The sequence below is a fragment of the Pseudomonas sp. 09C 129 genome (assembly GCF_002843625.1).
GTDB lineage: Bacteria > Pseudomonadota > Gammaproteobacteria > Pseudomonadales > Pseudomonadaceae > Aquipseudomonas > Aquipseudomonas chlororaphis.
The window spans coordinates 557,049-579,787 of the sequence record NZ_CP025261.1; the positions used below are offsets into that span (position 1 = coordinate 557,049).

The window sequence follows — 22,739 nt, forward strand, 5'->3', positions numbered from 1 at the left end:
TCATACCTCGTTGAGCTGTGTAGCGGCCTGATACGCCGCGCGGCCGCGAGGGCCATGGAAGTATTCGTGAATCCAGGCGTCGTCGGTCTCGGCGACCTGGTCGATGGCATCCGCCACCAGCACCTTTTTCTGTGCCAGCACCGCCACCCGGTCGGTGATGGTGTACAGCGTGTCCAGGTCATGGGTAACCAGGAACACGCTCAGGCCCAGGGCGTCACGCAGGGTCAGGATCAATTGGTCGAACGCCGCGGCACCGATCGGGTCGAGGCCGGCGGTGGGTTCGTCGAGAAACAGGATGTCCGGGTCCAGGGCCAGCGCCCGGGCCAGGGCGGCGCGCTTGATCATGCCGCCGGACAGCGAGGCCGGGTATTTGTCGGCCGCCGACAGCGGCAGCCCGGCCAGCGCCAGTTTCACCGCCGCCAGGTGCTCGGCGTCGGCGCGGCTCAGGCCGGCATGCTCGATCAGCGGCAGGGCGACGTTTTCGGTCACGGTCAGCGACGAAAACAGCGCGCCCTTCTGGAACAGCACGCCGAAGCGCCGTTCGATCAGCGAGCGCTCATGTTCCGCCAGGCTCGGCAGGTTCTGGCCGAAGACCCGTACCGAACCTGCGCTGGGCTGGCGCAGGCCGATGATGCTGCGCAGCAGCACCGACTTGCCGCTGCCCGAACCGCCGACCACCGCGAGGATCTCGCCCTTGTACAGGTCCAGGTCGAGGTTTTCGTGCACGCTCTGCGGGCCGAAGCGATTGCACAGGCCACGGACTTCGATCACCGCCTCGGCGGGCGGACGGGTTGAACGGTTCACCAGCCCATCTCCATGAAGAACAGCGCGGCGACGGCATCGAGGACGATCACCACGAAGATCGATTGCACCACGCTGGAGGTGGTGTGGGCGCCTACGGATTCGGCGCTGCCGCTGACCTTGAAGCCTTCCAGGCAGCCGATGGCGGCGATCAGGAAGGCGAAGATCGGCGCCTTGACCATGCCCACCAGGAAGTGCTGCACGCCGATGTCCGATTGCAGCAAGGCGAGGAACATCGCCGGCGAGATATCCAGCGACAGCGCACAGACCACCCCGCCCCCGACAATCCCCGAGAGCATCGCCAGGAAGGTCAGCATCGGCAGCGCCACCAGCAGCGCCAGGACCCGGGGCAGCACCAGCAGCTCCATCGGGTCCAGGCCCAGGGTGCGGATGGCGTCGATTTCCTCGTTGGCCTTCATCGAGCCGATTTGCGCGGTGAAGGCGCTCGCGGTCCGCCCGGCCATGAGGATCGCGGTGAGCAGCACACCGAACTCACGCAGGAAGGAGAACGCCACCAGGTCCACGGTAAAGATGCTGGCGCCGAAACTCTGCAGCACCGTGGCGCCGAGGAAGGCCACCACGGCGCCCACCAGAAAGGTCAGCAAGGCGACGATGGGCGCGGCGTCGAGGCCGGTCTGCTCGATATGCGCGACCATCGGCGTGATGCGCCAGCGCTTGGGGCGCAGCAGGCCGCGGGCCAGGGTTTCGAGGATCAGGCCGACGAAACCCAGCAGCTTCAGGCTGTCCTGCCAGATGGCGTCGACCGCCTTGCCGATCCGGGTCAGCAACTGGATACCGACTGATATTTCCGGTTCCTTGAGCGGTACGCAGAAGTCGCTCAGCGAGCAGTAGACGGTCTGCAGCAGCGCGCGGTCGGCCGAAGACAAGGTGCAGTCGGGGTGTTCGGTGGACTGGCCGAGACGCTCGGAGCCCAGCAGTTCGACCAGCAGCGAGGCGCCCGCGGTATCCAGGGCGCTGAGGCCGTTGAGGTCGATGTGGGTGCTGGCGTCGTACTGTCCGGTGAGCTTTTCGCAGAGGTGCTTGAGCTCGGTGTAATGGACGAGCGTCCAGTCCCCCGCGACTCGCAACCGCGAGGGGGAACTCGACGTATCCAGTTGGGCACTGCCGGCCGTCGTGCTCTGGGTCATAAGCTCCGTGCTTGTATGGTTTTTACGCAGTGCTACGTAATACCACGATCGAGACGACTTTGCCTTGTACTAAGGTGCTGAGTCTTGCCCGTTGGTGCCGGTGATCTTGAAGCGCAGCACGCCGATCACCTGCCCGTCTTCGGTCAGCACCCGGACCTGCCAGCTGCCGGTCGGATCGCCGGGGAAGTTCTGCTTGTGCGACCAGGCGCGGTAGCCCTCCTTGCGCCCGCCGTGGATGTCCAGGGCCACTCGGTCGACCTCTTTACCGTTGAATTGCCAGACGTGATAAATGCGCTCGTCCAGCCCGCGCGGCGCATTGATCGCGGTGTAGGCATACAGCCCGGCGCTGCGCACGTCGTTGGCGCTGACCTCCTTGAGGCTGGCGCCGGGGGTGCGGTCCTGCAACTGGGTGCTGATGGCTTCCTCGGCGATCCACAAGGTCGCCGGCGGAACCCAGGAGCGCAGCAGCCAGCCAGTGCCGCCGATGGCCAGGGTCATGCCCAGCAGCATCAGCGCGCCGCGCAGGTTGCGGATCGGGAAGATCGACGCAAGGCTGGGGAACGACAGCAGCATGGCGATGCCCAGGGCCAGCTTGAAGCTCTGCGCGGTGGTCAGGTGCAGGATGATCGGCAGCGCGGTCAGCAACGCGGCGAACAGCGTCAGGGTGTGCAGGGCGAGGAACAGCCAGCGGCGTGGGGCCAGCCATTTGTAGTACAGCGGGTCGATGATCGAGACCAGCGCCGAGGCGCCCAGCAGGCCGGTGAATACCAGCTGCCCGCTGTTCCAGGCGGTGGTGATGAAGAAGAACGGCAGGACGAAAAACAGGCTTTCCTGGTGAATCATCTGCGTTGCGTAACGCAGCAGCGGCTGGGGGATTTCCCGCTTGAAGATCTTGGTGAACAGCTGGGTCAGGCTGTTTTCCAGCATCAGCCAGATCCAGCTCACCAGCATGATCACGGCGATCCAGGTGGCCAGGCCCTGTTGGCGGTCCACCAGGATGAAACTGCCGACACCGGAAATGAAACCGCCGAGCGCAATGACCCCTGGGTAGCGCTTCATCAGTTCCAGGATGCGCTGCATGTAATGAGTCAGGTTTGGCATTCGGCGATCACACTAGAAAAAATCCCCGACAGAATAACGGTTTAGCATGACAAAAGACGCATCAGGCACGGATTCGTTTGCGATAAGCCCGCCCGCCGAACAGCGCCAGAACAATCAATAACAGTACGCCGAGGATCAGCCCGCTCAAGGCCGTATAGCTCAGCAGCGGTTTTTCGATCCGCAGGTAGCCGGGCTGTTCCAGCAGTTGGCGCATGGCCTGGTTGGCCTGCTTCAGGCTGACGGCTTGCAGGCGCTTGGCCGGGTCGCTGAAACGCCCGTCCGCATAGTCGCTCAAGGCGCCCCAGTAGTAGTCCGCCAGGGCGCTATTGCCCTGTACCGCCCAGGCCTGGCGAGCAATGGCGGCCTGTTGCAGACGGGCGAAGGTGGCCGGCTCCAGGCCGTCCTTGAGCAGTTGTGCCTTGAGCTCGTCGATCGCTTGCCGGGCCTCGGGGACGTCCGCGCGCTCCAGGTCGGCATTCAGGCTGAGAAAGCCGACGCCGCCGAACACCTCGCGTTCGCTGTTCGGCCCGTAGGACAGCTCATGCTGCAGGCGCAGTCTCTGGTACAGCGCCCAGTCCAGGTAATCCTTGAGCAGATCGAAGGTTTCATCGTGCTGCCGGTCGAGGGTCGGCTCGGGGAACAGCCAGTGCAGCTTGGCGCTGTCGCCGACCCAGCCGTGGATCAGGCTGCGCTCGGCGGCGGCCGTTTGTTGAATGTCCGGCAGGCCCTGGTGCTCGCTGGGCTCCACCGGTTCCAGCGCGCCGTAGCTGCGTTCCAGGTAGGCCGGCAACAGGCGGTCAAGGTCGCCGACGACGATCAGGGTCATGTTGTTCGGCGCGTACCAGTCCTTGCGCAGCTGCTCCAGCTGTTCCAGGGTCAATTGATCGACCTCGGCCCGTTCGGCGCACTTCAGGCCCAGCTCCACCGCCAGCTGGTTACTGGCGGTATGGCCCAGGTCCTGGCGGTCCAGCCAGCGTTGCAGGTGCGAGTAGTGCCCGCCGTCCTCGCGCTCGACCACCCGTTTCGCCGTTTGCAAGGCAGTGTCGTCGAGTTCGGTGCGGGTCAAGAGGGCCAGCAGCAGGTCCAGCACCTTGCGCTGGTTTTTCGCCGGGGCCTCGATGACGAAGGTGGTGTCGGCATTGCTGGTGTAGGCATTCCACTCGCCGCCCAGGGCTTGCATGCGTTCCTCCAGCCCGCCCTCGCCGCTGGCGTCGATGCCGCTGAACAGCAGGTGTTCGAGCACATGCGGCAGTTCCTTGTCGGCGCAGCCGAAGTCGTCCAGCCCTACCCCGACCACCAGGCGAATCGCCACGTGGCCGCGCACGTTGCCCGGCTTGAGCAGCAACTGCAGGCCGTTGGGCAGCATGTAGCCCTCGACCTGGAAGCGATCCAGGGCAAACGAGTGGGCTGATCCGAGCAGCAGACAGGCGAATAACAGGCAACGCATAACGGGCTTCCTTACGACGGGCGTAAGTTCTACAGACTTCGGGTAACTGTGGACGTTCAGGGTGAATGGGTGATGTCAGCCATATCGTCCACGGCAAGCGCGCCGGTTTCGGAGGAACCCAGCACCACATAGGCGCTGCCGCAGAACAGCGAATTCAGGCGCTTCATATCGGCGATCAGTTCCAGATGCAGCGAGCTGGTCTCGATGCTCTGGACGATTTTACGTTGCAGGCGGCTGACATGGGCATGGGCCAGGCGACGTTCCTGTGCGCGAAAGCGGCGTTTTTCCCGCAGCAGCTGGCGCGCGCTTTCCGGATCGGCGCTGAGAAACACCGAAAGCCCCAGGCGCAGGTTGGCGATCAGCTGTTCATGCAGGCCGGCCAGTTCTTCCAGGCCGACTTCGGAAAAGGAGCGACGCTGCGCGGTCTTCTGCTGCTGGACCTTGCGCAGCATGCGTTCGATCAGGTCGCTGGCCAGTTTCAGGTTGATCGCCAGTTCGATGATCTCGGCCCAGCGCCGGCTGTCCTGCTCGCCCAGGTCTTCCCGGGGCATCTGCGCCAGGTAGAGTTTGATCGCGTTATAGAGCACTTCGACATCGTCGTTGAGGTTGCGCATTTCCTGGGTGACCGCGGTCTGCTTGCCGTGCAGCACATCGCGCACGGCTTCGAGCATGGTTTCGACCAGGTCGCCGATGCGCAGGGTTTCCCGCGCCGCGTTGGCCAGGGCCAGGCTGGGAGTGGCCAGGGCGGTCGGATCGAGGTGGCGAGGCTTGGCCCGGCCATTGGTTTCCGGGCGTTCCGGCAGCAACCAGGTGCAGACCTTGGCCATCGGCCCGACCGTCGGCAGCAGCACTAGGCAACGCAGGGTGTTGTAGAGCAAGTGGAAACCGATCACCACTTCTTGCGGGCTGAAGTCCAGGCTGTCCATCCAGTGGGCGAGCGGGTCGAGCACCGGAATGATCAGCACCAGGCCGATCAGCTTGTACAGCAGGCTGCCCAGCGCCACCTGGCGGCCGGCGGCGTTCTGCATGTTGGTGCTGAGGAAAGCCAGCACCCCGCTGCCGATGTTGGCGCCGATCACCAGGCCGATGGCCACCGGCAGGCTGATCACGCCGGCGCCGGCCAGGGTCGCGGTGAGCAGCACGGCCGCCAGGCTGGAGTAGGAAATCATGGCGAACAGCGCGCCCATCAGGGCGTCGAGCAGGATGTCGCCGGTCAGCGAGGCGAACAGGACTTTCACGCCCTGGGCATGGGTGATGGGCGCGGCGGCTTCGACGATCAATTGCAGCGCCAGGATAATCAGCCCCAGGCCGATCCCTACCCGCCCGAGCTGGCCGGCGCGGGTCTGTTTGCGCGACAGGAAGAAGATCACCCCGAGAAAGATCAGCAGCGGCGACAGCCAGGACAGGTCGAAGGTCAGTACCCGGGCCATCAGCGCGGTGCCGACGTCGGCGCCGAGCATGGTCGCCAGGGCGGGTGTCAGGGCCATCAGCCCCTGGCCGACGAACGAGGTGACCAGCATCGCCGTGGCGTTGCTGCTCTGGACCATGGCGGTGACCAGGATCCCGGCGATGAAAGCCAACGGACGCTTGGCCATGTTCTGGCCGATCAGGTGGCGCAGGTTCGAGCCATAGACCCGCAGGATGCCGGTGCGGACGATATGCGTGCCCCAGATCAGCAAGGCCACGGCGGACAGCAAATTGAGCAGGGTGAGCATAACGGCCCCCTGTGGTGAATAGCGCCCCAGAGGGGCAAGTTAACGGTGCCGCGCGTTGTTCTACGTTCTGTACTTAAGCTGTAGTTGGCTAACGGTCTGTGCGCCAGCATCGCATAGCTGATGCGGCGATTGAAACAAAACTGTCATAAGGAAAACGACTTTCTGCAGGCGTGAAAAAGGGGCTCGAAAGCCCCTTTTCCTGCTGCGCTCTCGGGTTATTGACCCGGGATGTCCTTGCGCAGTTTCACCGGGTCCTGCTGCTTTTTCTTTTTCGCGATAGCGGTGCGCATCTTGATGTTGATCGCCTCCACCGCCAGCGAGAAGGCCATGGCGAAGTAGACGTAGCCTTTTGGCACGTGCACTTCGAACGCCTCGGCGATCAGTACGGTACCGACCACCAGCAGGAACGACAGCGCCAGCATCTTCAGCGACGGGTGCTTGTCGATGAACTCGCTGATGGTGCCCGAAGCCAGCATCATCACCAGCACCGCGACGATGATCGCCGCGACCATGACCGGTACGTGGGAGACCATGCCGACGGCGGTGATCACCGAGTCCAGGGAGAACACGATGTCGATGATCGCGATCTGGATGATGGTGTAGAGGAAGTTGCCGCCCTTGCCGCCTGGCTCTTCCGCGGTTTCGTCCTCGCCTTCCAGGGAGTGGTACATCTCCTGGGAGCTCTTCCAGAGCAGGAACAGGCCACCGAAGAACAGGATCAGGTCACGCCCGGAAATACCCTGGCCGAAGACCACGAACAGGTCGGCGGTCAGGCGCATGACCCAGGTGATCGACAGCAGCAGGAGGATCCGCGTGATCATGGCCAGCGCCAGACCGAAAATCCGGGTCCGTGCCTGCATGTGCTTGGGCATGCGGCTGACCAGGATCGAGATCATGATGATGTTATCGATACCCAGGACGATTTCCAGGGCGGTCAGGGTAAAGAAGGCAACCCAGATTTCCGGGTTGGTCAGCCATTCCATGTGTATTCCTTTGAGCGAGTGTTGTACCGCGCCAGTCGAGATTTCCGAGAACGAAGTCTAGCGGCCGGCGCGGTGAGTCAATTGCTTTTTATAGAGTGCTGAACAGCGGAAAAATCCCCATCAGCAAGGCGGCGAACATTATGCACAGGCAAACCAGCACTGCCCACTTGAGGGTGAAGCGCTGGTGATCGCCGAACTCGATACCGGCCAGGGCTACCAGCAGGTAGGTGGATGGTACCAGCGGGCTCAGCAAGTGCACGGGCTGGCCGACGATCGAGGCACGTGCCATTTCCACCGCGGTGATGCCGTAGTGACTGGCGGCCTCGGCGAGGACTGGCAACACACCGTAATAGAAGGCGTCGTTGGACATGAAGAAGGTGAACGGCATGCTCACCAGCGCGGTGATCACCGCCAGGTACGGGCCCAGTGCATCCGGAATCACCGCCAGCAGGCTCTTGGACATGGCATCGACCATGCCAGTACCGGACAGGATGCCGGTGAAGATGCCGGCGGCGAAGATCAGCCCGACCACCGCCAGCACGCTGCCGGCATGGGCCGCGACGCGATCCTTCTGCTGTTGCAGGCACGGGTAGTTGACGATCATCGCGATACTGAAGGCCACCATGAACAGCACAGGCAGCGGCAACAGGCCGGCGATCAGTGCGCACATCAGGGCGAAGGTCAGGGCGCCGTTGAACCAGATCAGCTTCGGACGACGAGCATCCGGGAACTGCGAAACGCTGATTTCGCTGTGGTCGATCTCGTCGCCCTGCAGGTGCAGTTCGCCCAGGCGCGCCCGTTCGCGCTTACCGTACATGTAGGCGATCGCCAGGATTGCCACCACACCGGCCAGCATCGCCGGGATCATCGGTACGAAGATGTCCGACGGGTCGACATGCAGCGCACTGGCGGCACGGGCGGTCGGGCCACCCCAGGGGGTCATGTTCATCACGCCGCCGGCCAGGATGATCAGGCCGGCCATGATCCGCGGGCTCATGCCGATGCGGCTGTACAGCGGCAGCATGGCCGCCACGCAGATCATGTAGGTGGTGGCGCCGTCACCGTCCAGGGACACCACCAGCGCGAGCACGGCGGTACCAACCGAGACTTTGAGCGGGTCACCCTTGACCAGTTTGAGGATCTTGCGCACGGCCGGGTCGAACAGGCCGGAGTCGATCATCAGGGCGAAATACAGGATGGCGAACATCAGCATCACGCCGGTCGGCGCCAGCTTGGTGATGCCTTCGAGCATCATCGGGCCGATCTTCGGAGCGAAGCCGCCGAACAGCGCGAACAGGATAGGAACGATGATCAGGGCGATCAGCGCGGACAGGCGCTTGGTCATGATCAGGAACATGAAGGTGATGACCATGGCGAAGCCAAGGAAAGTCAGCATGGGAATACTCCAGGCGTAGCGCGGCTAGGGAATGGCGAACCGGATGGGGTCAGCGCAGAACGGGAAGCGCGGGACGGGCTGGAGGAAGCGGGACGAAAAGGCGGGTACGAACGGACATCAGAATCACCATTGTTGTTGTTAATTGGGCCTGGAGGCGCAAAAACGCCCATTGGCCAACCGGTCTGTTGCCGGCAGTGGAGGCGATCCTAATCGCGGAAGCTTTCAGCTACCTTTCGTTGTAGAAAGCAATGAGTGGATGCGTCGCGAGCCGACGTGCGGTCAAAAAACAACCAGATCGGCCCGTTGGCCGAGTTTTCCGGAACAGTCGCTGGGAGGTCTTTGTATGAGCCTGTTGCACACTGGCGGTTGCCACTGCGGCCAGCTGCGTTATCAGTTCAGCGGGCCATTGTGCGATATCGCCCATTGCCATTGTTCGATCTGCCGGCGGGTCAGCGGCGGCCTGGTGACTACCTGGATCACCCTGCCCCGCCAGGCTTTCCAGTGGCTGGCCGGGACGCCGGCCCGCTACGACTCTTCGCCCGGTTGTGCGCGGTATTTCTGCCCGAACTGCGGAGCGCATCTGGCGCTGGTCACCCAATTGAGCCCGGACAGCATCGATGTGACCATCGCCACCCTGGACCATCCGGAGCTGGCGCCGGCCGAGCGGCATATCTGGACCGACAGCCGTTTGCCCTGGCTGCACCTGGATGAGCAGTTGCCGGGAGAGGCCGAGGAGACGTTGTAAGGTTGTGGGATCGCTTCGCGGGCAAGCCTCGTTCCTGCGCATTCTCGTAGGAGCGAGGCTTGCCCGCGAAGCTTTTGACGTCAGGGCAGTTCCAGCCCACCCGCGGCTTTGTGCAGGGCCCGCAGATGTTCGCCGACCTGTTTCAGGTTGGCCTCGTTGGCGGCGATTTCGGCAGCGCGGCTCGGCTCCAGCAACGCGCGCACTTCCTTGTCCAGATCGCCGGTCAGGGCTTGCAGCTGTTTCTGGCGCAGGCTGCTTTCCGCTTCCAGGCGTTGCCATTCGCTCGGCTGCGGCAAGCCATAACCGCTGCTACCGAGCAATTCGGCCGGGCGACTGAGGAAGCCACTGTTGGCGAGGATTTCCTGCAGAGTCTTGTTGGCCTTGTCCATGCCGCCGTTCTGCAGCTCGCGAGCCCCCAGATAACGCTGCTTGACCTCATCCTGGGCCAGCAGCAGCTGGCGCCGGAAGCTCGCCTGTTCGAGCAGCAGCAAGGCGGCGCTGGTGCGCAGGTCCGCCTGGTCGAACCACTGGCGCCGCTGCGCGGCACTCAGGGACAGCCAGTCTTCGACGCTGTTCTGTTTGATTGGCAGGTGCTTTTTCAACACCTCGAACATCGCCTGGTAGCGGTCGCGGAAGGAGTCGAAGCGATACCCCAGGCGCAAGGCTTCGCGAGGATCGTCCAATACGCTGGTGTCGGCCAGGCCGCGGCCCTTGAGCACTTCCAGCAGGCCGTTGGGCATGATGCTGTCGAGCCCGGTGAGCTGGGCATTGTTGCTGCCGCTGCGCAGCAGCTTCAGGCTTTCCACGGCGCAGTTGTTGGACAGGAAGTAATAGTTGCCGTCGTAGCTCCAGTGCATCTCGGCGGCACGCTCGACCACTTCTTCGATCTCGTTGCGCGACAGGTTCAGCGGCACCGAAGCCAGGCTGCGCAGCTCGGTCTTGGTGTATTCATCGATGACCTGGGCCAATGGCAGGATAAACAGGCGGGACGGGTATTTGCCGACCAGGCCGTCCCAGCTCGACAGCTGCACGTCACCGACAAAGGCGCGGTAGGACAGCACCAGGTGCTGCTCGAGATCCAGCCGGCAATCCGGCCCGCGCGGCCGGCCAGGCGCGCAGATCACCAGGCGCAACATACTGTGCCCCCAGCGGCTGACCCAGTTCTGGTTGGCCTCGGCCAGCAGGTAATCCACGGCATAGACCCGCTCCGGGTCGACCTTGCCCAGCGGCTGCTTGGCGAAGTCGTTACCGGCGTTGAGGAAGGCGAAGGACTGGGCGCAGGTGTCCTTGGCCTTCGGTGCCCAGCCGAAGTGTTCCTGGTAATAACGGTAGAGCGCCGGTCGGCGGCAGGCGTAGCTCGGGTCCAGGAGGAAGTACTCCATGTTCACCGCGACGAACTCTTTGGGGTTGGTCGTTTCGTAGATATCCGGGCTGCGGGCGACCTGGCGGTTGTACTGCTCGCGTTCGCCGCGGCGGCCAACGTATTGCGGCCAGCCGGCGAGGTCGAGCAGGCGCGGGTCGTCGCTGAGGGTGAAGCGGCGCGCGGTCTGGCCACGGCACTGGTCCGGCAGCCCGATCAGGCCCGAGGCACTGTTCTGGCGGCTGCAGCGCTGGATCAGCGTGCGTTCGGCACCCGACCACAGGCGCGAACGGTCATAAATATGGGTGAGTTCGTGCAGCACGGTGGCGAGCATTTCCCGGCGCACGGTGCCATGGGGGCGATGGGTTTTCTGGGTGGCCGCGCTGCCGTCGGTGAGGCTGGCCAGCAGTTTGCGATTCAGGTCGAGTTCGTCGACCAGCGATGCCTGGCCGTAGGCGTTGTGAGGCATGTCGTCGGTCCAGCCGACATCGATGCGACGGTCCAGTTGTTCGATGAAGCGCGGCGGCAGCGCTTGCATCGCTTCATCCAGCAGCGCCTGGCTGGCGTGCTGCTGCTCCGGGCTCAAGCCTTCGGTCTTGAGCCGCAGTTGCAGGCCGGCCTGAGCGCTGTTGCCCAGGAGTAACAGCGCTGCGCCCAGCAGCCAGGCGGCGAGCGGCCTCACAGTGCGAGGATGGCTTCGGCGAGCACCTGATCACTGGCGCCGCGGGCTTGCGGCACACGGTTACGCAAGGTATCGAAGGCGGCTTCCAGTTGGGCGCCACGAATATCGCCGTCGCTGGCGACGAAGCTGGCGGCGTCGTCATGGGCGGCACGTACGATTTTCGAGTCGCGGATGGAGGTGGTGGTGTCCGAGGTGAAGTCGATGGTACGACCAAAGGCTCGAACGATGATGTTACTGGTGGCTACCAGGGTTTGTGCCTGGGCCACATCAGCCAACAGCAACAGGCCAAGGGTGGCAGCAATCAGCGGGCTACGCATGGAACGACTCCGGGATGACAGGGATAGTTATTGGACGAGAATTGCCTGCGCCAGTTCAAGGTCGCCGACATGAAGTTGTGGCTGGGTTTTACGCAGGTATTTCAGGGCTGATTCCAGCCGGGCTCCGCGCAGGTGGCCGTCAGTGGCAATGAACGCCGCGGCATCATCCTGGGCCGCCAGTACGCGTTTGTTGTCGAAAGGCGCGGAGGTCACTTTGCTAGTGGCGTAGCCAGTGATGACCAGGCCTTGCGTGCTCAGGTCAAAAGCAGCGGCTGAGCCAGTCCAACACAGGACAATCAACGAAGGGACGGTAAGCAAGGTGGAAAAACGCATGAGTCTCGACAGCTGAAAAACCAGCGGCAAGGCTAGCGCAATGCCCGGGCGAGAGCCAGCGCCCAGGGTTTCGGGTGCGTTGGCGCACCCGTCACCGGACCGGGGGTCAGATCGTCAGGATGGCCTGAGCGAGTTGGGCGTCAGTAGCGCTCAGTTGTGGCAACTGCTGGCGGATGTGGTCAAACGCGCTTTCCAGCTTCACACCGCGAATGGCGCCTTCGGTAGCGACAAAACTGGCGGCGTCGTCACGAGCGGCGCGCACGATTTTGTTGTCACGGAACGAGGATGTGACGTCGGAAGTCGCATCGGAAGTGGCCTTGAGTGCGCCGACTACCGCATCGGTGGTAACGATAAAGCTGGAGGCGTGGGCGTTGGAGGCCAAGGCCAGCAAGGCAGCAGCGCTGAGCAGGCGAAGACGGGACATAGGTAAAACTCCTTGATAACAGATAGGGTGGTGCTGAGTGGGCACCAGGTAGTCACTGTGGGGCAGATGAATCAGACGCCCCTTCAGGAAAATCGCTACACGCTACCGGATATTAGGCCCACCCCATCTGTTCGAATAGCCCTCTTCTGCTGTCCTGGTGCGAACTAGCGCCAGAAGGGCTTATCCAGTTCGGCCATGCGATCGCTGTGGCTGATACCTACATCGGATAATTGCTGATCGTTGAGCCCTGCCAGCACACGACGTGTTCGGGCGTTCTGCTGCATCTGGCACAAGGCGCGGTACAAGCGTTTCCACACGCTTATCTGAGGATGGGAAAAGCTGAGAGGTGCGATACGTCCTGGTATGTGGTTCATGGTGCGGTCCTTTCGGCAGGCCGAAGTCAGGGACTTGGGACACCATATTGCTATTCACGCAGGCATGCATACAGATACAACGGTATAAAATTGTACTGGTTCAGTTCTATTTATATTTAAACTGTATCTGTCGAGCCATACCCTTTCTGTACCGGCGGCTTCCGGCATTGCCAGGCCTTAAACGACAAAACCCGTCGCGGTTGCCCGCGACGGGTTTCGTTTTTTCAATTCGGGGTGCTGGCGGTGGACCCGGTGGGTCAGAGCCAGCGACGCTAACTTAGCGCCAGAACGGCTTGCTCAGCTCTTCGTAGCGTTGAGCTTCGCTGATACCTGCGTCAGCCAGCAGACGCGAATCCAGGCGAGCCAGTTGGTGGCGGCTGGAGATGCGGCGCTGCCACAGCATCAGGTTGGCGAGAACGCGCAGAGGCAGGGAAGCCTGGGTTTTTGCAGCTTTGTCTTCGAAGAACAGTTCGGAACTGAGTGTACGTTCCATGGTGTGCATCCTTCCGCTTGTGGCGGGATTAGGTAGTGGTTTAACTGGTGCCCATGATCCTCCTCTCGCGCCAGTCTCTCTAGATACAGTTCATCTGTATTGTGAGGGACCAGTTAACTGTTTATAGGTGCTGTACTGTTCGGAAATGATGCAACTGTACCTGTCGGCACCATTTAGGTGCGCTTCCGGATGTTTTCTTGAAAAAGGTAGGGTTTTGAGGGGGTAAAAGACCGGTACAGCAGTACAGTTTTTGACAAGTGTTTAAGGGTTGTCGATGAGCTGACGCAACTGTGCTTGCGTCAGCCATCGACTGTACCCATCACACAGCGAGCATGCGCCCGGTTTCTTCCAGGTTCATGTGCCAGCGCAGGGCATCGCGCAGGATGTGCGGCGTGTGACCGCCCAGGGCGCAGGCGGCGGTGAAGTAGTCATTCAGGGACTGGCGATAGTCCGGGTGTACACAGTTGTCGATGATTACCCGTGCCCGCTCCCGTGGCGCCAGACCACGCAGGTCGGCCAGGCCGATCTCGGTCACCAGGATGTCGACGTCGTGCTCGGTGTGGTCGACGTGACTGACCATCGGCACCACGCTGGAAATCGCCCCGCCTTTGGCAATGGACTTGGTGACGAAGATCGCCAGGTGCGCGTTGCGCGCGAAGTCACCCGAACCACCGATGCCGTTCATCATCCGCGTGCCGCAGACGTGGGTGGAGTTGACGTTGCCGTAGATGTCGAACTCCAGGGCGGTGTTGATGCCGATGATGCCCAGGCGACGCACCACTTCCGGGTGGTTGGAGATCTCCTGCGGGCGCAGTACCAGCTTGTCCTTGTAACGCTCCAGGTTGCCGAACACATCGGCGTTGCGGCGGCTCGACAGGGTGATCGAGCTGCCTGAGGCGAAGCTCAGCTTGCCGGCGTCGATCAGGTCGAAAGTCGAGTCCTGCAGCACTTCGGAGTACATGGTCAGGTCTTCGAACGGCGACTCGATCAGGCCGCACATCACCGCGTTGGCGATATTGCCGATGCCTGCCTGCAGCGGGCCGAGCTTGTTGCTCATGCGGCCAGCGTCCACTTCCTGCTTGAAGAAGTTGATCAGATGATTGGCGATACCCTGGGTTTCGCTGTCAGGGGGCGAAACGGTGGATGGCGAGTCCGCCTGGTTGGTGATGACGATCGCGACGATCTTCTCCGCCGGGATCGGGATGGCGGTGCTGCCGATACGGTCGTCGACCTTCACCAGCGGGATGGGCGTGCGGGTCGGCCGGTAGGTCGGGATATAGATGTCGTGCAGACCTTCCAGGTTCGGGTTGTGCGCCAGGTTGATCTCGACGATCACGTGCTTGGCGAAGATTGCGAAACTGGCGGAGTTGCCCACCGAGGTGGTCGGCACGATATGGCCCTGCTCGGTGATCGCCACGGCTTCGATGACGGCTATGTCCGGCAGCTTGAGCTGCTGGTTGCGCAACTGTTCCACGGTTTCCGACAGGTGCTGGTCGATGAACATCACCTCGCCGGCATTGATCGCCTTGCGCAGGGTGCTGTCGACCTGGAACGGCATGCGTCGAGCCAGGACACCGGCCTCGGTGAGTTGCTTGTCGAGGTCATTGCCCAGGCTGGCGCCGGTCATCAGGCTGATTTTCAGTGGGGTTACCTTGGCGCGCTCGGCCAACGCATGGGGCACGGCCTTGGCTTCGCCGGCGCGGGTGAAACCGCTCATGCCGACGGTCATGCCGTCCTGAATCAGAGCGGCAGCGTCGGCGGCGCTCATCACCTTATCCAACAACGAAGGCAAGCGGATACGATCACGGTACATGGATTGTTATCTCGGGCAGCGGAAGCAAGATGCGCAGTCTAGTGATTTCAAAAAAATTCGTCCCGCTACCAAGGTCGAATGAAAGGCCGCGATTTAGAGCCTTTTGTCGGGTTTGTGCGGGAAATAAAAAACCCCAGCCTACTAAAGGCTGAGGTCTTGGGTGTTGCGCTGGAGCAGGTTTACTCGACGGCTTTGACCATGTCTTCGATGACTTTCTTGGCGTCGCCGAACACCATCATGGTCTTGTCCAGGTAGAACAGTTCGTTGTCCAGGCCGGCATAGCCGCTGGCCATCGAACGCTTGTTGACGATGATGGTCTTGGCCTTGAACGCCTCGAGAATCGGCATGCCGGCGATCGGCGATTTCGGATCGTTCTTCGCCGCCGGGTTGACCACGTCGTTGGCGCCGAGCACCAGCACCACGTCGGCCTGGCCGAACTCGGAGTTGATGTCTTCCATCTCGAACACCTGGTCGTACGGTACTTCGGCCTCGGCCAGCAGCACGTTCATGTGGCCGGGCATGCGACCTGCTACCGGGTGGATCGCGTACTTCACGGTCACGCCACGGTGTACCAGTTTCTCGGTCAGCTCCTTCAGTGCGTGCTGTGCCCGCGCGACTGCCAGGCCGTAACCCGGAACGATGATCACGGTGTCGGCGTTGGTCAGCAGGAAGGTCGCGTCGTCGGCCGAGCCGGACTTCACCGGGCGGGCTTCTTGCGCGCCCGCCGGGCCGCCAGCGTCTGCAGTGTTGCCGAAGCCGCCAAGCAGTACGTTGAAGAACGAACGGTTCATCGCCTTGCACATGATGTACGACAGGATCGCACCGGACGAACCCACCAGGGAGCCGGCGATGATCAGCATCGAGTTGTTCAGCGAGAAGCCGATCCCCGCCGCCGCCCAGCCCGAGTAGCTGTTGAGCATCGACACCACCACCGGCATGTCGGCACCGCCGATCGGGATGATGATCAGCACGCCCAGCACGAAGGCCAGGACCAGCATCAGGGCGAAGGTGCCGAGGTTGCCGGTGAGCATGAAGGTCACGCCCAGGCCCAGGGTTGCCAGGCCGAGAATCAGGTTCAGCTTGTGTTGGCCGCCGAACTGTACCGGTGCGCCCTGGAACAGGCGGAACTTGTACTTGCCCGACAGCTTGCCGAAGGCGATCACCGAACCGGAGAAGGTGATGGCACCGATGGCCGCACCGAGGAACAGCTCCAGGCGGTTACCGGCCGGAATCGCATCACCCAGCTGCTTGACGATGCCTAGGGACTGCGGCTCCACCACGGCGGCAATGGCAATGAACACCGCTGCCAGACCGATCATGCTGTGCATGAAGGCCACCAGCTCCGGCATCTTGGTCATTTCCACGCGCTTGGCCATGATCGAACCGGCGGTGCCACCGATCAGCAGGCCGACAATCACGTAGCCGATGCCAACGGTCGCCAGCTCCGCGCCGAGCTTGAACACCAGGCCGACGGTCGTGACGATCGCCAGGGCCATGCCGAGCATGCCGAACAGGTTGCCGCGGCGCGAGGAGGTCGGGTGCGACAGGCCTTTGAGGGCCTGGATAAAGCAGATCGACGCGATCAGGTAGAGCGTCGTTACCAGATTCATGCTCATTACTTGGGCGCCTCTTCTTTTACGGCTTTCGGGGCTTTTTTCTTGAACATCTCAAGCATGCGGCGGGTTACCAGGAAGCCGCCGAACACGTTGACCGCGGCCAGGGCCACGGCCAGCGTGCCCATGGTCTTGCCCAGCGGCGTCACGGTCAGGGCGGCGGCCAGCATGGCGCCGACGATCACGATCGCCGAAATGGCGTTGGTCACCGCCATCAGCGGCGTGTGCAGTGCGGGTGTAACGTTCCAGACCACGTGATAACCGACATAAATCGCCAGCACGAAGATGATCAGGTTGTAGATACCGGGGGAGATAAGCTCTTCCATCGTCTGAATCCCTGCTTAGGCGTTTTTACGGATGACTTGGCCGTCGCGGCACATCAGGCACGCGGCGACGATGTCGTCTTCTAGGTTGACCTCGAACTGACCTTCTTTGGTGAAGACGAGCTTCAGGAAGTCCAGCAGGTTGCGGGCGTACAGCGCCGAGGCGTCGGCAGCGACAGCGCCGGCCAGGTTGGTCGGACCGACGATGGTCACGCCATTCTCGACCACCACCTGATCCGCCACGGTCAGCGGGCAGTTGCCGCCCTGGGCCGCGGCGAGGTCGACGACCACCGATCCCGGCTTCATCTGGGCCACGGTTTCGGCGCTCAGCAGTACTGGCGCCTTGCGGCCTGGAATCAGGGCGGTGGTGATCACGATGTCGGCCTGCTTGGCGCGTTCGTGCACGGCCTGGGCCTGGCGCTGCATCCAGCTGGCAGGCATCGGGCGTGCGTAGCCACCGACACCGACGGCGCACTCACGCTCCTCATCGGTCTCGTAAGGCACGTCGACGAACTTGGCCCCCAGGGATTCGATCTGTTCCTTGACCGCCGGACGTACGTCCGAGGCCTCGATCACGGCGCCCAGGCGCTTGGCGGTGGCGATGGCCTGCAGGCCGGCAACGCCGGCACCGAGAATCAGCACGCGAGCGGCTTTCACGGTGCCCGCGGCGGTCATCAGCATCGGCATGAAGCGCGGGTAATAGTGGGCAGCCAGCAGCACCGCCTTGTAACCGGCGATGTTGGCTTGCGAGGACAGCACATCCAGGCTCTGAGCCCGCGAGGTACGCGGCGCTGCTTCCAGAGCGAAGGCGGTGATGCCGCGCTCGGCCATCTTGGCAATGGTTTCATTGCTGAACGGATTGAGCATGCCCACCAGGACGGTGCCGCTCTTGATCAGGGCCAGTTCGCTGTCGCTGGGAGCCACGACCTTGAGAATCAGCTCCGCGCCGAATGCATCGTTGGCGCTGCCAATGGTTGCACCTGCCGCTTCATAGGCACTGTCGACAACACTGGCGTTGATACCGGCGCCGCTCTGCACAGTGACTTTATGACCCTGGCCGATCAGTTTCTTGATGGTTTCCGGGGTTGCAGCAACCCGTGTTTCACCCGTTTGGGTCTCGAGAGGAACACCAATGTGCACGTCAAATCTCCTGCGTGATCTTATTGCTTTCGATCTTTTTTAGAAGGCCAGCGCACTACGGATGGTGCAGCTGGGGCGGCCGATCAGCACGATCCCGCCAGAATCAAGGCGGGGCGCGGCATTTTGCAGGCGAACATTACGCCCTTCAAGGGATTATGAGGGGTGACGGAAAATTAACTACAAGTCACCCCGTGACCGAATGTCGCAAGGATAGGGCTCAATCCCTTGTAAGCCGTGCCTTGTAAGGATCTCGACGGAAAATAAAACATTTTTCACATTGCTCATGTGAATGGGCGTTCATGGCCCTAAAAAAGCCCTACAAGCCGCGTGGTTAGGCACTTATAGGACGGTTGTTCCGCTTATCGATACAGTCTGTCTAAATGCGACATTTAGTTATATCTGTAGTGTTTTGTTTTTTCTGACTACGAAGTCAGCTTGTCGCCCTGCCCTGCTATTTCTCAAGGCTGTAGCCTTGTGCCTGTTCCACCAGCCAATCACGAAAAGCCCGTAAGGACGCTGATTCCACCTTGCGCTCGGGAATCATCAGGTAATACGCCTTGATGCTCGCCAGTGCTTCGGGGTTGGCGATCACCAGGCGCTTTTCCCTCAACTCCCGTTGAATAAGGAATGGCGGGATCAGGGCGATACCCATGTCGTGCATGGCGGCTTGCGCCAGCATGGAGAATAGTTCGTAACGCGGGCCTGTCATGTCTCGCGGGATATTCAGGTGCTGTGAGTTGAACCATTGCCGCCAGGCATAGGGGCGCGTGGTCTGCTGCAGCAGCGGCAACTCGGCGATTTCTTCGGCGCTTAGCCGGGTGCGGTTGCCCAGGGTTTCGGGGCTGCATACCGGCATCGGGTTTTCTCCCATCAGGCGATGGGATTGGGTACCCGACCAGTCGGCATCGCCAAAGTAAATCGCGGCGTCGAAGTCGGTATCGGCGAACAGGAAAGGCCGGGTGCGGTTGGTCAGGTTGACCGTGACTTCCGGGTGTCGCTGCTGAAAATCCTTGAGTCGGGGCAACAGCCATTGGGTGCCAAAGGTCGGGACCACTGCCAGCTCGATGACATTGGCGCCCTGCTGGCCCATGACGGACAGCGTGTCGCGTTCCACTGCGTCCAGTTGAGTTGCCACGCGGCGGCTGTAGGAGAGCCCCGCCTCGGTCAGCTTGACACCGCGTCGGGACCGGCGGAACAGTTCGACCCCGAGAAACTCTTCCAGGCTGGCGATCTGTCGGCAAATTGCACCTTGGGTCAGCGAAAGCTCCTGCGCCGCCTTGGTAAAGCTCTCGTGACGGGCGGCGGCTTCGAAGCTGATGAGGGCGGTAGTGCTGGGGATCTTTCTGCGCATGTACGGCAATCTCACTAATGGAATCGCTAAAAGCCGCTTTCGGCTGTTAAGGAGTGAGAAATTAGCACAACAGTATGCGAAATCCTCGTTTGCCGCGCCCGCAAAGCCGGCCTAGGATCAGTCCACGAACGTTGACCTACTTCACGAGGACTCACTCATGGGCGGTAAAGCAAGCTTCAACTGGATCGATCCCCTTCTGCTGGATCAACAGCTCTCTGAAGAGGAGCGCATGGTGCGTGACAGTGCCGAGCAATTCGCTCAAGGCAAGCTGGCGCCGCGTGTGCTCGAAGCTTTCCGTCATGAAAAGACCGACCCGGCGATCTTCCGCGAAATGGGCGAAGTCGGCCTGCTGGGTGCCACCATTCCCGAACAGTACGGCGGCAGCGGTCTGAACTATGTCTGCTACGGCCTGATTGCCCGCGAAGTGGAGCGTGTTGACTCCGGCTACCGCTCGATGATGAGCGTGCAGTCCTCCCTGGTGATGGTGCCGATCAATGAATTTGGTACCGAAGCCCAGAAGCAGAAGTATTTGCCGAAGCTGGCCTCTGGCGAGTGGATCGGCTGCTTTGGTCTGACCGAGCCTAACCATGGCTCCGACCCGGGCGCGATGATTTCCCGTGCCCGTAAGGTCGATGGCGGTTACAGCCTGACTGGTAGCAAGATGTGGATCACCAACAGCCCGATTGCTGACGTGTTCGTGGTCTGGGCCAAGGACGATGCTGGGGATATCCGCGGCTTCGTACTGGAGAAAGGTTGGAAAGGTCTGAGTGCTCCGGCGATTCACGGTAAGGTCGGCCTGCGCGCTTCCATCACCGGCGAAATCGTCATGGACAACGTCTTTGTGCCGGAAGAGAACATCTTCCCGGATGTACGGGGTCTGAAAGGTCCGTTCACCTGCCTGAACTCTGCCCGCTACGGTATTTCCTGGGGTGCCCTGGGTGCGGCCGAGTTCTGCTGGCACACCGCTCGCCAATATACGTTGGACCGTCAGCAATTCGGCCGCCCGCTGGCGGCTACCCAACTGATCCAGAAAAAACTGGCGGACATGCAGACCGAGATCACCCTCGCCCTTCAAGGCTGCCTGCGTTTGGGCCGGATGAAGGATGAAGGTACGGCTGCGGTGGAAATCACCTCGATCATGAAGCGCAACTCTTGCGGCAAGTCGCTGGACATCGCTCGCATGGCCCGCGACATGCTGGGCGGTAACGGCATCTCCGACGAGTTCGGCATCGCCCGTCACCTGGTCAACCTGGAGGTGGTGAACACCTACGAAGGGACCCATGACGTCCATGCGCTGATCCTGGGGCGCGCGCAGACCGGCATCCAGGCGTTCTACTGATAGGAGAACGACCATGGGCGCGTTATCTCATTTGCGGGTGCTGGACTTGTCGCGAGTGCTGGCCGGGCCTTGGGCCGGTCAGATCCTGGCGGACCTGGGGGCCGAGGTGATCAAGGTCGAGCGTCCGGGTAATGGTGACGATACGCGCGCCTGGGGGCCGCCTTTCCTCAAGGACGCTTATGGCGAGAATACTACGGAGGCTGCCTATTACCTGTCGGCCAACCGAAACAAGCAATCGGTGACTATCGACTTCACTCGGCCGGAAGGTCAGCGCCTGGTGCGCGAGTTGGCGGCCAAGTCCGACATTCTGATCGAGAATTTCAAGGTTGGCGGTCTGGCGGCCTATGGGTTGGACTATCAGTCGCTGAAGGCGCTCAACCCTAACCTGATCTATTGCTCCATTACCGGCTTTGGCCAGACGGGGCCTTATGCCAAGCGTGCCGGCTACGACTTCATGATCCAGGGGCTGGGCGGGCTGATGAGCCTGACCGGGCGTCCCGAGGGGGATGAGGGCGCCGGGCCGGTGAAGGTCGGCGTGGCATTGACGGATATCCTGACGGGGTTGTACTCGACTGTGGCGATTCTTGCCGCATTGGCGCACCGGCAGCATGACGGCGGTGGGCAGCACATTGATATGGCGTTGCTGGATGTACAGGTTGCGTGTCTGGCCAACCAGGCGATGAACTACCTGACCACCGGAGTCGCTCCCAAGCGCCTGGGTAATGCTCACCCGAATATCGTGCCTTATCAGGACTTTCCCACGGCGGATGGCGATTTCATCCTTACCGTGGGAAATGACGGGCAGTTCCGCAAGTTTGCCGAGGTGGCGGGCCAACCGCAGTGGGCGGACGATCCGCGCTTTGCGACTAATAAGCTGCGGGTTGCCAATCGGGCGGTGCTGATTCCATTGATCCGTCAGGCCACGGTGTTCAAGACCACCGCTGAGTGGGTCGCCCAGTTGGAGCAGGCGGGGGTGCCTTGCGGCCCTATCAACGACCTGGCGCAGATGTTCGAGGACCCGCAGGTCAAAGCGCGCGGGTTGGCGATCGAGCTGCCTCATGCGTTGGCGGGGTTGGTGCCTCAGGTAGCGAGTCCGATCCGTCTCTCCGAGACGCCGGTCGAGTACCGTTATGCGCCTCCTCTATTAGGAGAGCATACCGCCCAGGTTCTGCAGCGAGTGCTGGGGCTTGAGCTTGAGTCCGTGGATGCCTTGCGAGCCTCGGGCGTGGTGTGAATGCGCTCTTCTATAATAGAGAACATCTGATCCCTTCTATATAAGAGGCCTGAAAACACCCCTTTTGGGGTGTTTTCAGGTTTATTCATAGTAAAAGCAAATTAGGGGTTGACGGCAGATTCTGGAAGTCTATAATTCGCCCCACTTCCGGCGCAGTCGAAACGGAAAACTCCTTGAGATTCAACGAGTTACACGGTTTTCGGCAGTGGTTGCGCTTCAGTTCATCGAAGCCCGAAGGAGTTGGTTCGGCAGTAAGTTTTCGCCGAGTTAACGATTCGATCTTCTCGGTCGAAAGCGGAGAAAAAGAGGTGTTGACAGCAGCGTGTAACGCTGTAGAATTCGCCTCCCGCTGACGAGAGATCGGAAGCGCAAGTGGTTGAAGTTGCAAAGGAAACTTTGAAAACTTCTTAAAATAACCGCTTGACAGATGCAGAGGCTGCTGTAGAATGCGCGCCTCGGTTGAGACGAAAGACTTAACCAACCGCTCTTTAACAACTGAATCAAGCAATTCGTGTGGGTGCTTGTGGAGTCAGACTGATAGTCAGAAAGATTATCAGCATCACAAGTTACTCCGCGAGAAATCAAAGATGTAACCAACGATTGCTGA

At 61.5% G+C, this 22,739-nt stretch carries 21 protein-coding genes; 3 read left to right on the top strand and 18 right to left on the bottom strand.

Annotation, left to right across the window (positions count from 1 at the left end):
* The 7 genes from CXQ81_RS02710 to CXQ81_RS02740 all read right to left on the bottom strand — a co-directional run bounded on the left by CXQ81_RS02710 (position 1) and on the right by CXQ81_RS02740 (position 8,591).
* The gene (locus tag CXQ81_RS02710) at positions 1-804 is read right to left on the bottom strand and encodes an ABC transporter ATP-binding protein (RefSeq protein WP_009041542.1); all 804 of its coding nucleotides are present in this window, start codon (positions 802-804) and stop codon (positions 1-3) included.
* Positions 801-1,949, bottom strand: coding sequence for an ABC transporter permease (locus tag CXQ81_RS02715; protein ID WP_101336402.1), 1,149 nt, complete (start codon positions 1,947-1,949; stop codon positions 801-803). The genes CXQ81_RS02710 and CXQ81_RS02715 overlap by 4 nt, the downstream gene beginning before the upstream one ends.
* Before the next feature lie 69 nt (positions 1,950-2,018).
* On the bottom strand, positions 2,019-3,050 hold the full coding sequence (locus CXQ81_RS02720) for a DUF5924 family protein (RefSeq protein WP_007924268.1): 1,032 nt from the start codon (positions 3,048-3,050) through the stop codon (positions 2,019-2,021).
* Between the two features lie 61 nt (positions 3,051-3,111).
* The gene (locus CXQ81_RS02725; RefSeq protein WP_101336403.1) at positions 3,112-4,497 is read right to left on the bottom strand and encodes a pitrilysin family protein; all 1,386 of its coding nucleotides are present in this window, start codon (positions 4,495-4,497) and stop codon (positions 3,112-3,114) included.
* Between the two features lie 56 nt (positions 4,498-4,553).
* On the bottom strand, positions 4,554-6,212 hold the full coding sequence (locus CXQ81_RS02730; RefSeq protein WP_007924264.1) for a Na/Pi cotransporter family protein: 1,659 nt from the start codon (positions 6,210-6,212) through the stop codon (positions 4,554-4,556).
* Positions 6,213-6,427: 215 nt separating this feature from the next.
* Positions 6,428-7,195: a TerC family protein gene (locus CXQ81_RS02735; RefSeq protein ID WP_007924262.1), complete on the bottom strand. Its 768-nt coding sequence runs from the start codon at positions 7,193-7,195 to the stop codon at positions 6,428-6,430.
* Between the two features lie 88 nt (positions 7,196-7,283).
* Positions 7,284-8,591 (bottom strand): CitMHS family transporter, encoded by a 1,308-nt coding sequence (locus CXQ81_RS02740; protein ID WP_007924260.1) that lies wholly within the window; start codon positions 8,589-8,591, stop codon positions 7,284-7,286.
* A 343-nt stretch (positions 8,592-8,934) separates the two neighbouring features.
* Between CXQ81_RS02740 and CXQ81_RS02745 the strand changes: the two genes are divergently transcribed.
* Positions 8,935-9,336 (top strand): GFA family protein, encoded by a 402-nt coding sequence (locus tag CXQ81_RS02745; protein ID WP_053263266.1) that lies wholly within the window; start codon positions 8,935-8,937, stop codon positions 9,334-9,336.
* An 80-nt stretch (positions 9,337-9,416) separates the two neighbouring features.
* Here CXQ81_RS02745 and CXQ81_RS02750 read toward each other — a convergent pair whose 3' ends face one another.
* The 11 genes from CXQ81_RS02750 to CXQ81_RS02800 all read right to left on the bottom strand — a co-directional run bounded on the left by CXQ81_RS02750 (position 9,417) and on the right by CXQ81_RS02800 (position 19,559).
* Complete coding sequence (locus CXQ81_RS02750; protein WP_101336404.1) at positions 9,417-11,378, bottom strand: DUF4105 domain-containing protein; 1,962 nt, start codon at positions 11,376-11,378, stop codon at positions 9,417-9,419.
* Positions 11,375-11,695 (bottom strand): DUF2388 domain-containing protein, encoded by a 321-nt coding sequence (locus CXQ81_RS02755; RefSeq protein ID WP_007924254.1) that lies wholly within the window; start codon positions 11,693-11,695, stop codon positions 11,375-11,377. Before CXQ81_RS02755 ends, CXQ81_RS02750 begins: the two co-directional genes overlap by 4 nt.
* Positions 11,696-11,722: 27 nt before the next feature.
* Complete coding sequence (locus CXQ81_RS02760) at positions 11,723-12,028, bottom strand: DUF2388 domain-containing protein (RefSeq protein ID WP_007924252.1); 306 nt, start codon at positions 12,026-12,028, stop codon at positions 11,723-11,725.
* Between the two features lie 106 nt (positions 12,029-12,134).
* A complete protein-coding gene (locus CXQ81_RS02765; RefSeq protein ID WP_007924251.1) occupies positions 12,135-12,452 on the bottom strand; it encodes a DUF2388 domain-containing protein in 318 nt (105 codons plus the stop codon).
* 164 nt (positions 12,453-12,616) lie between these two features.
* Positions 12,617-12,826 carry a DUF1127 domain-containing protein gene (locus CXQ81_RS02770; RefSeq protein ID WP_007924249.1) on the bottom strand — a complete coding sequence of 70 codons (210 nt, stop codon included), beginning with the start codon at positions 12,824-12,826 and terminating at the stop codon, positions 12,617-12,619.
* 277 nt (positions 12,827-13,103) lie between these two features.
* Positions 13,104-13,319, bottom strand: coding sequence for a DUF1127 domain-containing protein (locus CXQ81_RS02775; RefSeq protein ID WP_007924247.1), 216 nt, complete (start codon positions 13,317-13,319; stop codon positions 13,104-13,106).
* Between the two features lie 319 nt (positions 13,320-13,638).
* Complete coding sequence (locus tag CXQ81_RS02780) at positions 13,639-15,132, bottom strand: acetyl-CoA hydrolase/transferase family protein (RefSeq protein WP_101336405.1); 1,494 nt, start codon at positions 15,130-15,132, stop codon at positions 13,639-13,641.
* 179 nt (positions 15,133-15,311) lie between these two features.
* Positions 15,312-16,748: an NAD(P)(+) transhydrogenase (Re/Si-specific) subunit beta gene (locus CXQ81_RS02785; RefSeq protein WP_101336406.1), complete on the bottom strand. Its 1,437-nt coding sequence runs from the start codon at positions 16,746-16,748 to the stop codon at positions 15,312-15,314.
* Complete coding sequence (locus tag CXQ81_RS02790) at positions 16,748-17,071, bottom strand: NAD(P) transhydrogenase subunit alpha (RefSeq protein ID WP_003187010.1); 324 nt, start codon at positions 17,069-17,071, stop codon at positions 16,748-16,750. Before CXQ81_RS02790 ends, CXQ81_RS02785 begins: the two co-directional genes overlap by 1 nt.
* A gap of 15 nt (positions 17,072-17,086) precedes the next feature.
* The gene (locus CXQ81_RS02795) at positions 17,087-18,208 is read right to left on the bottom strand and encodes a Re/Si-specific NAD(P)(+) transhydrogenase subunit alpha (protein ID WP_007924238.1); all 1,122 of its coding nucleotides are present in this window, start codon (positions 18,206-18,208) and stop codon (positions 17,087-17,089) included.
* A 451-nt stretch (positions 18,209-18,659) separates the two neighbouring features.
* Positions 18,660-19,559: a LysR family transcriptional regulator gene (locus CXQ81_RS02800; RefSeq protein WP_101336407.1), complete on the bottom strand. Its 900-nt coding sequence runs from the start codon at positions 19,557-19,559 to the stop codon at positions 18,660-18,662.
* A 157-nt stretch (positions 19,560-19,716) separates the two neighbouring features.
* Between CXQ81_RS02800 and CXQ81_RS02805 the strand changes: the two genes are divergently transcribed.
* Both CXQ81_RS02805 and CXQ81_RS02810 read left to right on the top strand, forming a co-directional pair.
* On the top strand, positions 19,717-20,898 hold the full coding sequence (locus CXQ81_RS02805; protein ID WP_101336408.1) for an acyl-CoA dehydrogenase: 1,182 nt from the start codon (positions 19,717-19,719) through the stop codon (positions 20,896-20,898).
* Positions 20,899-20,911: 13 nt separating this feature from the next.
* Entirely contained in the window at positions 20,912-22,132 is a 1,221-nt protein-coding gene (locus CXQ81_RS02810) for a CaiB/BaiF CoA-transferase family protein (protein WP_007924229.1), read from the top strand.
* Positions 22,133-22,739: the final 607 nt, after the last annotated feature.